Source organism: Proteiniborus ethanoligenes, from assembly GCF_900107485.1.
GTDB lineage: Bacteria > Bacillota > Clostridia > Tissierellales > Proteiniboraceae > Proteiniborus > Proteiniborus ethanoligenes.
Window position 1 is genome coordinate 1 of sequence record NZ_FNQE01000050.1, and the last position, 10410, is coordinate 10410.

Below are 10410 nucleotides of genomic sequence, written 5' to 3' on the forward strand. Positions count from 1 at the left end.
CCTTTCTTTATTAAGATGCTGTACTCTGGCGAATGGATGGACGATGCTTACCGCGGGGATATCAGTCAGTGTTCGAGGCTGGAGGCCAGACTGAAAGATTATAAGCTTACTCCCGCCGAAATGGAGGTATGTAGGCTTCTTCTTGATGGATATACGCTTCGGCAGATTTCAGGCATACAATCCAAAGCCTATTCGACTATCAATACCTACTGCACTTCTATCTATCGGAAACTAAATATCAACAGCCGTACCGAGTTATTGATACTGCTCCAAGAATACAAGAAATAGCGGATACCACAACTCATCTAACCCCCTCTCATTAGTTCTAATGAGAGGGGGTTTTTTGCGTATATCACGTGAACTACTGAAGTGACACCGTGTATTTCTGAGGCTATAGTTTATGTATCCCCAGACGCTAGTTAGGAGGTGATCTACTTGGGATTGATGGATAAGATCAAAAAAATGCTCTTGAAATCAAAATTCGAAACAGCGGAGTTGTATGAGAAGGAAACAACAATTTTTGGTTCTCAAACAAGTTATGGAAAAAAGCTGAATCTCAGCCCCGACGAAAAGTCAAAATTGGTTAAAAACCTGACACCCAGAGAAAAAGAGACGTTTTTTATTTTGTTGGGAGGCTATAGTCTGAAAGAGGCTGCAAAACAACTTGGTATAGGCTATTCCACTGCCAATACCTATCAAACAGCAATTTACAAAAAGCTACATGTAAATTCACGGGCGGAATTGATTATCAATTTTCGAGATGTGTCTGAAACCGGGGATGGATGATACGACATCTTATAGCTATGCAAAATGCACTGCATGCGATGAGGAAAACACAAAAACTGTCCCAGATATGCCAATGTGGACTGTAAATATTAAAGATTTGGAGGAGAGTATGATGACAGAACAAAAAAACAAAAACCAAGAGTTGGGAGCGACTCAGGAAAACACCTATACCCCAGAAGACATCGAAAAAAATAAAACCATGGCAGGGCTTGCCTATCTGCTTTTCTTCCTGCCGCTGATTGCCTGTCCTGAATCCAGATATGCAAAATTTCATGCCAATCAAGCATTGCTGCTTTTAATCACAGGTATAGTAGGCAACGTGATACTGGGCATTATCCCGGTAATTGGATGGATGTTAATGCCAATCTTCGGAATCGGCGTTTTGATTCTGGGTATTATGGGGCTTGTCAACGGATTTGGGGGAAAGGCAAAGCAATTGCCTCTCATCGGTAAGTTTACCATCATAAAATAAGGAATGGTTTAGAAAGGTGACCAATTGATATATGAGCTTTTATGGAGGGATATTGATGAAAAAAATATTTATAATTATTTTTAGTCTAATGCTGGTTTTTTCCCTTAGTGGATGTGGGTCAAAGTCAGCTAGTAGTCCAGATATTTTACTGGAAGATACCGATGATTTACTGGAAGATTTTGATGATTATACGGAACTTCCTTATGATGATCAACCTGATAGTTTTATGGATACAAAATCCACAAGACTATCTGACCTTATCTCAAGCAATTTTAATAACTTTTCAGATGCCCAAGATGCCTTTGAAGACCATGTAAGTCAAGTAAGCTATAAGAATGAAACTGCCCTTATCAGTTCACATAACCTAGTAGTAAGTGATATGAAGGTTTTTGACTATATGCTACCTCTTTACATGTGGGGTGAAACACTAGATGATGAAGAATTAGAAACCCAAGATATAGCCACTAGCATTTATGAAGGTGAGGATAGAAGCTATCAAAAATATGACCTTGAAAGAGAAAGCGAAACCAGGTATAAGGTCATAATGGAGACCCATGATGGTGAACTAATTACCACTCAAATAGATTATTATCCTGATATAGATGCTGTAAGGTTAGAGACCATAGATAAGGGTAATCTTGCCCTAATTTTTGAATATGTTAAGACAGACAAGGGGTACGCAGCTCAGTATTATTTTAATAGTCCAATTGCTAGCTCATATGGTGTGCAAAATAAAGCAATGTGTGTTTTTAGACAAATATTTTCTGGTCTAAATGGGTCCCTTGCCAGATTTGAAGATACAGAAGAGCCTCCTAGCATAATAGGAGATAACCCAAAAGAAGAAGATTTTATAAAAGATGCAACTGATTGGCTTACGGTTACAGATGGTGATATCAAAGGTGAATTGAATGGAGAGTCTTTTTAGACCTTAGTTAATTTAATAATTAATTAAAGGAGGAAAAGTAAATGAAAAATAAAATATTTATTTTTTTGCTAACTGTAGTCTTGATAATTGGAACACTGTCTATGACTGTATTTGCAGATAGTGATCCTTTTATCCTTGAAGCACCTACCAATCTGAGGGCAGAACTGAAAAAAGACATTGATGGAGTGCCTTATTTTGAACTTAGATTGGATGTTCCACAAAGGGTAAGAGATTTGAACGCTAAGTTAGTGGATGACTCGGAATATTTTCCAGGGAAGATTTGTGAGGAAATAAAGATTGACTTCGAATATAAATACGGTGATTATGACTGGAACGAAGGACCAACACACTATTGGAATACAACTGCTTATCTTGTTGACTTTCTTGAAACTGGATACTTTGAGTACTATCCCTTTGATAGTTCCACAAGGTATGAAGATGTAGACATTAAAAGCGAAGTTTACTCATTTAGAGCTCGTTTCCAAACTATCTGGGGATATGAGGGGGACTGGATAGATAATATGATATACTCCGATTATTCAAATATTGTGGAGATTGGTAATCCTGCTTATTGGAGTACAGCCAGTGATTGGGCAACACCTGAACTGCAAAAAGCAGAAGACGAAGGACTTATACCTGAGATTCTCAAGGGTGCAGATATGACAAAACCAATTACTCGTGAGGAATTTGCAGAGGTTGCCCTCTTAATGTATCAGAAGGCATCTGGTAATACGGGAAGCCCAGCTAATCCAAACCCCTTTACTGACACACAAAATTCAAAAATACTAATAGCCTATCAATTAGGCATAGTAAAAGGTACAAGTCCTACAACATTTGAATCTAAGACTCTTATTAACAGGGAGCAAGTGGCAGCCATGTTAGCCCGTACCATTAAGTTAATTGCTCCAAATGCAGACTACTCAACTGAGGGAGCGCCTATTTTTGATGACCAAGCAGATATCTCAGCCTGGGCACTAAATGACTGCCTTTATATGGCAAAACTAGGTATTATAAAGGGCAGTGATGGAAAATTCATGCCTCGTGCTGTGACTGAGGCCCAAGCTGCAATGGGTTATGCCAATACATCTAGGGAACAAGCCCTTGCCATGAGCGTGCGAACAGTAGATAAAATAAAAGAAATTAAGGGGACCATTATTTCATATGGGAGGTAAAGCCTATGAAAAGGAATATATTATCCGGATTGTGTGCAACAATATGTGCGTTATTGCTTCTTTTTACTGGTTGTGCTCGCTTGCAGGGGGTTGGCAACGATGAATCTACGCCAAATTCTCCTAAGAGCACTCAGGGAAGCAATAAGGCTTTAAAAGAACTAAAAAGCGGCATCATAGCTTTGGCGGAGAAATATTTTGATTTATATTATGAGAAACTTTCCCATGAGGAAAAAAATTATGTAGATGAAGGGAAATCTAAGCTCGATTCATCTATTGATATGTTTACCTCGTCTCGGGACCTTTCTACCGCCGCTGTTATTCTTTCAGCAACAGCATCTTCCGAATATCTACCTATAGTGCTTTCTGCAGCATCAGTTTTGGCAAATCCAGAGGATGCTATTATAGTAAATAATTTTGGCACTATTCTTAAGGATTTACAGGAAATCGATGATTCAATAATAGTCCTTCAATATGCCCTAAACATAGAAGGTAATTCACCCATGGTTTTAACCAATTTGGGGAACTCATACCTTGATAAACACCAAACAGATCAAGCCGAAGAGTGCTTTTCAAAAGCACTTGAAATTGATAATCAATTTGGTTCAGCCTATGAAGGCATGGCAGTTGTTTATATTCAGAGGAATGAAGGTCAAAAAGCCATAGACGAGATTATTAAAGCAGCGCAATTAGGGTATTCGCCCTTTTTAAGAGCTGCATATAAAGCCGCCAAGGGCCAGGGTGGGGTAATCGATATTCCACCATGGGATAAGCTTTTAGATAATGATCCTGATAATGAGGACCCTAACGATAATTCAGATGAACCAAATGAACCCCAGAATGATAAATTAATAATGCCATCGTTACCAAAATGGGAGAGTAGAGGTGCTTTTCTAGCTACTTTACCGAATTTAAAGCCCTTGATGGAAAAAACAATGGAAGTTGGGTTTATTGGAGCTTTCACTTTTGCTGCAAAATATCATCCAGAGGATATGATGGATGGCTTTAAAGACATTGATGACGATTACGACTACGGTGACGATTACGACTACGATGATGATTACGACTACGATGATGATTACGACTACGATGATGATTATGACTACGACGACGATTATGGTTACGAAGATGATTACGGTTACGGTGATGATTATGGCTTTGGAGGCGACGATTTAGATTTAGGTGCGGTAGAAAAAGTTGAACTACTGCCATCATATGGTCAAAAGCTTTTTATGCTTGAACTGGTAAACGATTATTATGCAAATAAAATTGAACAGGAATATAATAAAACTTTAGCAAAAAGGCAAGAGATTGATAAACAATTTGAAAAAGATCTTGAATCCATACGTGAGAGCGGAACATATAAAAACATGGAAAAGAAAATTCTCGAAAATGATATAGGAGGAGCTAAGGCACTTGCCAAAGAAATCAACAAACTTTCCGGCCAAATGGCTGATTCCCACTTCTATGCATGGAGAGATTTAACCTTGGCTAACTATGAAGGAATAAAGGATCTAATGTATGAATATTGGAAAATATCGGATCAGGTAACAGGCTCTATTTATGATCAAGATGTCTTGGATTATGTTAATCAAATAAGAGAAATAACAGTATACGCTAGTATCATGCCTATTATAACTGACTTTTCCGCGTTACCGACAACTTATGCTTTGGCGGATTATATAGCACCCATTGTAACATCTGATGAAGACCTTTCACAATATAAGCCTGAAGCAGTAAGCCCAATGGAAACACCGAAAAAAAAGAAAAAAGAGTGTGCTATAAAGGGTAAAAAACTATCTGTTACACTGGGACCAGCTTCTTTTGGCGTAACATGTGATACTTGGGAACTTGAGATACTGGAAGGGATAGGCGGAGCAATAAAAAAGAATTTTAAAACAGGGGAGACTGAAATAACAGTTCTTGTAGGGGCCAAAGCCGGTGCAGGAGGTTCAGAAATATCAGGTAAAATTGGTGCGACTATAAAATTTGATGCAGATGGTAATTATACAGGTTGGGGAGCTACCTCCGGTGCAGGTGCAAAAGTTGGAATGGGGCCTCTTGAAGTTTCGGGAGGTGTGGATTTCGGCTCATTAGGTAGCTCGAATTCAACATTGTCCGTAGGTTCTGGAGGAATAGGCACCAATAACGATTAGTTCTAAATCATTTATAATAGAATGTTATATAAACGGCAGCAGGTCTGCCGTTTTGTTATTCAGTCTTATAAAAATACGTCTTTATACATAAAAAGTGCATAATTATATATTGACAAATGTATATAATTGAGTTAACGGGTACCGTCAAGATTTTTTTATGTTCCAACCAACTTCTGTAGGGCTTAATGCAAATATTAAATCACATGCAGATAATCTATGAATATTATCGTAGTCCTCCGATCCGGAATCAATAAATGCGGCTACAGAAACAATATTACTTGGATTAAGAGAAATTTTTCTGCTGGAAATCGACCAGTCGCCATTAATACTTTTCTCACAGCTAGGAATGAACGTAGATAGGTATTTAATATATTGCTTTAGTTGAATTCCTACATTAGTTTCCAAATCATAGGACCTATCCTTAGACTCAATTGACAAAATTATTGAGTTATTATTATCATTGGGATAAAGTTGCAATACATGATCTGGCCTTTTTCCATTAATTTCACCACTAACCCGTGGTAGCGATACCCACCTATATTCACATTGATTTACAATAACAGAAAGACCGCTCCAATCTCCTCCTGGCGGGTTGCATAAACCTTCAAAACATTTATTAGAAGGTAAACTAGTAAATAGCATGTGAATCGCAGAATCTACATCGTCTTCGTGTACACTATTAGGAATAGGTGAAACAATGTCTGAGAAAATAACTTCTTTAGCTGATAGTGCTGTACACTGTTGTTTGTATGTACTGTTTTCTCTAAAAAGTGTTGCATTATCCTTCTCATTGAGTAATGGGACATCAAGTAAGAGATAGTCCCTTAACCCTAAAAAAACATTCCAAAAACCGCTTGCACGCGCGACTGTACCCGGATCATTTTTAATCTGTTCAACACGGGTAGAGGTCATTGGGCCATAAATTAAAGTCAATATTTTGGCATGTTCTGACGTCAGCATTGCCAAGAACGGCAGTAGACCCCTATCAGGTCGATTATCATCCCCTCTGGGTTTAAAACCTTTAATAAGACAAATTAGAAGATCTTGGTCGTCCTCTAAAATTATCTGAGCATCATTTTGACTAATGGGATAAAGTGAGACCATTTCATTAACAAAGTTGGTCTTATTTTCTACTGGTATAACTCCAAATGGTAAATCCTTGCATGATATACCATAAGCATATTTTTTAACCACTTTAACAAATTCACGAAGGTTACCAGTCATAGATTTTTCCGCAATTTTCTTACCAAATTGCCATTTCTTTTCTTTGGACAATTCTATAACTGTTGTTTCACCTTTATATATTCGTTGCCAATCTTCAGGCTTAAAATAGTATTTTCCATTGGTATGTATTGAGAAGTAGTTTACCATTTTAAGATTTTTATTAAGTATAGATTTCTCATATTCAATAGTGTCATACCCAAGCATTAGATTAATTAGATAATCTGCTATATCATCTTCTGAAAAAATTGATTCATCAAAGTTTTTCAGTAAAGGATTGTTTTCGTCGAACTCTTCTGATTTAACAAAAGCCTGGGCTCCAAACACTTTTTCTTGTTTTGTATTGTTAATGTAGCTGAAGGGAATAGCTGGATTTGGTGTCCTTATTGCTTTCCTTTTTCTTGTAGTGGTATCTAGTTCATATTTTACAAAGTCAACAATGTAAAGATAAGGACAACCTGTTCTGATTGTTGAATATGCTCGTCCGCTTCGCTGCCATGCCTGATTTCCTGCTTGAAGGGCACTACAGAATTCTATGGCACATAATATTTTTTCTTTTTGCTCTTCAAAGTCAACTTGAGTTATAGTGGCGTCTGGTGTTTCATCTAAAAAACTCCCTGCGGCTTTTAGTGTATCAAAGATATTATTATTCCAGCGCTTACGGTTAGCTTTGTTAAAGCCTGGATGATAAATAAGCCTCCATTGAAAACTAGATTTATTATAAATAAAATTAATATCTACCTGAATTGCTGCTTGTGAAATAAATTGTTTATTAATATCAACGATATCAAGCCTACGTGATATAAAATTAAAAATACGTTCACACTCAACGATGTTATCTCCATGAATTTTAAATGTCTGAAATGTCATTAAACCCCCTCCACCTTTCCACTTTTCACTTAAGAATTTTTTTATTTGAATAAGAATCAGACCTGTTACTGTTGTTAATACATGTTGGGAACGTCTACAATTTCATCAGAAAGAAACCAAAGGTCAAATCCTTAAATTCCACTTTTCATATCTGCATAAATTTTATAAGGCATGTTCTGATACTATCTTGCTAAATATTTGACATTAATCATTTTCATCTACTATCTCCATAATATCTGAAATATCACATTTAAGAGCCTTGCATATTTTTACTAAAATCTCAGTATTAACATTTTCATTTTTTCCGAGTTTAGCCATTGAAGCAGTACTAATACCAGCGGCTTCTCTTAAGTCCTTTTTTTTCATGTCTCTATCTATTAGAAGTTTCCAAAGCTTTTTATAACTTATGGACATAATTGCCACCTCACCTTAGTTACTCTAGATAGGCTATACTAAATAGGACAAGTAAATTCCGAACAATGGTATAATATAAATATATATATCACGGGGAGGAATTTAAATGGCAAAGCATTATGAAGAAGCATTTAAAAAGCAAATCGTAGCTTTATATAATAATGGAGAGACGTTAGCAGATATTAATAAGGAATATGGAATAGCGAAATCTACAGTTAAGACATGGATTGAAAGACATAATACTTCAGGTTCATTTGATGTTAACGATAATAGAACTGAGGAAGAAATAGAATTAATTAAATTAAGAAAAAAGGTAAAACAACTTGAAATGGAAAATGATATTTTAAAGCAGGCGGCACTACTACTAGGCAAAAAATAGACCTTATTATTTCTAATAAAAAGAAATACAGTATTAGTACCATGTGTAAGCTTTTGAAGGTCACTCGTAGTTTAGTATACTATCATTTGAACAGGGAATCCTGTGCTTCCTCTAAGTAAGAGGAAGTTATAGGAAGTCATATAATTAAAATATTTAGACTAAGCAAAAACAATTATGGTACCAGAAAAATCAAGGTTGAGCTAATGAAACTAGGCTATCCGGTATCCAGAAAAAGGATAGCAAGAATAATGAAAAGAAATAATCTGATATCCAACTATACAATAGCCCATTATAAGGTCCATAAGACTGCATGTAATGAAGCAGATACCCCTAATTTAGTAGATAGGGATTTTAATAATAGGGAAAGGCTGGAGGTAGCTGTAAGCGATTTAACTTATGTTAGAGTGGGTTCTAGGTGGAATTATGTATGCAGCTAAATAGACCTCTTTAATCGTGAAATCATAGGTTATGCTGCAGGAGAAAGAAAGGATGCCAAACTCATAGAGGAAGCCATCCTAAGAACTAATTACTCTTTAAAAGACATAAAAATCTTTCACTCAGACCGTGGGAATGAGTATGATAATAAGCTTATAGATGATATTTTGAAAACCTTCAATATAGATAGATCATTAAGCAATAAAGGAAATCCTTATGATAACGCAGTAAGTGAAGCGGTAAATAAAATAATGAAAACTGAATTTATATATCAGAATAAATTCAGAACATTGGAAGAGTTAAAGTTAGGATTGGCAGAGTATGTTTACTGGTATAATAATCTGAGAATTCACGGTTCACTAGATTATCTAACACCAGTAGAGTACAGGGAATTAAGCAATCTGAAAAAAGTAGGATAAGGGTTGTTGTAAAAGTTATTTCTTGTTCGGAGCTAATTTGTCTAAAAAGGGGTTGCCAATCCAGACGGCAGATACAAAGCGCATAAGCATATATAGGTGGTGTGGAAATAATGGGAGTACATAAGATTGATCTAAAAGGTTTTTTTCGACTTGCATTTCAGGTTACAAATAAGCTTAGCATCAAGGCTGTCACAAGGGAAAACTTGCCATATTTTTGGGGATGGATTGCTGTTTCTATATGGCTCTATGCATATTTTCTGCCAATGGGAGGCTTTACCCTTAAAGTAAGTCTATTTGAGGAAATTGTGGGCGATACAACCTTTTACTTTTATGTCATGCTGGTTTCCGGCAGTCTGATACCGCTTCTTTTTGATGGAAAGAAATTTGTTCCGGCCTCATTTTACAGCGTGATCGTTTCTTTGGTATGTTTTATATCAGTATTATTTCTTGGACCGGGCATCCCTTCCAAAATCATTATGCTGATTGCCGTACCCTGTATAGGGCACATTTTTATCGCTCATGTGTACGCTTTTTTTATGGTTCTCAATAATTCGGAAAAATTTTATTCCATGATTCTGGTTGTGCTGTTCCCAAGGGTATTAATGTATATAAAACCGATATTAAGCAGTACACAGATCAAGCCGCATCCGTTTGCCATTCTTATTTTTTTTATTATGATAACCTTGGCGTTTAGCACCTATTTTATTAAGTCTCGTGCTGATACGGTGCCTTCCTTTCAAAAAGTAAAAGCACCTATAAAGGCATATTCCTTAATGCCTGTGATTTTTATCGTATTTGCCTTAAATGATGTGATCGCACCAGCCGCCCTTCAGCAAATGAGCGGTTTTGCGAATAGTCAGATAGAAAGCTACTATTTCGGGGGGATTCTGGCGGGCCTTGCAGTGATCCTTTTTCTGCAAGCCCGTTTTTCCATGAATATCTGCATCATGCTGAATCTTTCTTTTGCATTTTTAGCCCTTGGGTTTGTGGTAGATATAGTTCGAATGCAGTACCCGGATGCGAGGCTTGTGTCAGCCGTTTGTTTCGGTGTTGCCTATTCGATAGGCATTGTCAACATCTATTATATCGCCGGATTTATGATAAAAAAATTCCGGAGCATATATTTTTATCTGGCTGGATTTCTGATTTCTTCTCTATGTTATT

At 36.6% G+C, this 10410-nt stretch carries 9 protein-coding genes and 1 pseudogene; 8 read left to right on the top strand and 2 right to left on the bottom strand.

The window, feature by feature from the left end; all coding sequences use genetic code 11:
- From BLV37_RS14320 to BLV37_RS14890, 6 genes are all read left to right on the top strand, one after another.
- A partial coding sequence (locus BLV37_RS14320; protein ID WP_143031485.1) for a helix-turn-helix transcriptional regulator occupies nucleotides 1–288 on the top strand: 288 nt, incomplete at its 5' end.
- A 156-nt stretch (nucleotides 289–444) separates the two neighbouring features.
- Nucleotides 445–786: a helix-turn-helix transcriptional regulator gene (locus BLV37_RS14325; RefSeq protein ID WP_244270564.1), complete on the top strand. Its 342-nt coding sequence runs from the start codon at nucleotides 445–447 to the stop codon at nucleotides 784–786.
- 112 nt (nucleotides 787–898) lie between these two features.
- Nucleotides 899–1258, top strand: coding sequence for a DUF4870 domain-containing protein (locus BLV37_RS14330; RefSeq protein ID WP_176967999.1), 360 nt, complete (start codon nucleotides 899–901; stop codon nucleotides 1256–1258).
- A 55-nt stretch (nucleotides 1259–1313) separates the two neighbouring features.
- Nucleotides 1314–2183 (top strand): LptM family lipoprotein, encoded by an 870-nt coding sequence (locus BLV37_RS14335; RefSeq protein WP_091733032.1) that lies wholly within the window; start codon nucleotides 1314–1316, stop codon nucleotides 2181–2183.
- Between the two features lie 41 nt (nucleotides 2184–2224).
- The gene (locus BLV37_RS14340; protein ID WP_091733035.1) at nucleotides 2225–3355 is read left to right on the top strand and encodes an S-layer homology domain-containing protein; all 1131 of its coding nucleotides are present in this window, start codon (nucleotides 2225–2227) and stop codon (nucleotides 3353–3355) included.
- A 5-nt stretch (nucleotides 3356–3360) separates the two neighbouring features.
- Nucleotides 3361–5508 (top strand): tetratricopeptide repeat protein, encoded by a 2148-nt coding sequence (locus BLV37_RS14890; RefSeq protein WP_143031530.1) that lies wholly within the window; start codon nucleotides 3361–3363, stop codon nucleotides 5506–5508.
- Between the two features lie 144 nt (nucleotides 5509–5652).
- Here BLV37_RS14890 and BLV37_RS14350 read toward each other — a convergent pair whose 3' ends face one another.
- Both BLV37_RS14350 and BLV37_RS14355 read right to left on the bottom strand, forming a co-directional pair.
- Nucleotides 5653–7599, bottom strand: a complete 1947-nt coding sequence (locus tag BLV37_RS14350) for a hypothetical protein (protein WP_091733038.1) — start codon at nucleotides 7597–7599, stop codon at nucleotides 5653–5655.
- Between the two features lie 204 nt (nucleotides 7600–7803).
- The gene (locus tag BLV37_RS14355; protein WP_091733041.1) at nucleotides 7804–8013 is read right to left on the bottom strand and encodes a helix-turn-helix domain-containing protein; all 210 of its coding nucleotides are present in this window, start codon (nucleotides 8011–8013) and stop codon (nucleotides 7804–7806) included.
- A gap of 106 nt (nucleotides 8014–8119) precedes the next feature.
- Here BLV37_RS14355 and BLV37_RS14360 point away from each other — a divergent pair.
- Nucleotides 8120–9246: pseudogene (locus tag BLV37_RS14360) on the top strand (IS3 family transposase).
- 110 nt (nucleotides 9247–9356) lie between these two features.
- Nucleotides 9357–10410: hypothetical protein (locus BLV37_RS14365; protein ID WP_143031531.1), on the top strand; the 1054-nt coding region annotated here is incomplete at its 3' end.

Excerpts from the sequence above, each read along its gene's own strand:
- BLV37_RS14325 (WP_244270564.1), top strand. The coding sequence starts at position 445 with ATGGATAAGATCAAAAAAATGCTCTTGAAATCAAAATTCGAAACAGCG.
- BLV37_RS14330 (WP_176967999.1), top strand. The coding sequence starts at position 899 with ATGACAGAACAAAAAAACAAAAACCAAGAGTTGGGAGCGACTCAGGAA.
- BLV37_RS14335 (WP_091733032.1), top strand. The coding sequence starts at position 1,314 with ATGAAAAAAATATTTATAATTATTTTTAGTCTAATGCTGGTTTTTTCC.
- BLV37_RS14340 (WP_091733035.1), top strand. The coding sequence starts at position 2,225 with ATGAAAAATAAAATATTTATTTTTTTGCTAACTGTAGTCTTGATAATT.
- BLV37_RS14890 (WP_143031530.1), top strand. The coding sequence starts at position 3,361 with ATGAAAAGGAATATATTATCCGGATTGTGTGCAACAATATGTGCGTTA.
- BLV37_RS14350 (WP_091733038.1), bottom strand. The coding sequence starts at position 7,599 with ATGACATTTCAGACATTTAAAATTCATGGAGATAACATCGTTGAGTGT.
- BLV37_RS14355 (WP_091733041.1), bottom strand. The coding sequence starts at position 8,013 with ATGTCCATAAGTTATAAAAAGCTTTGGAAACTTCTAATAGATAGAGAC.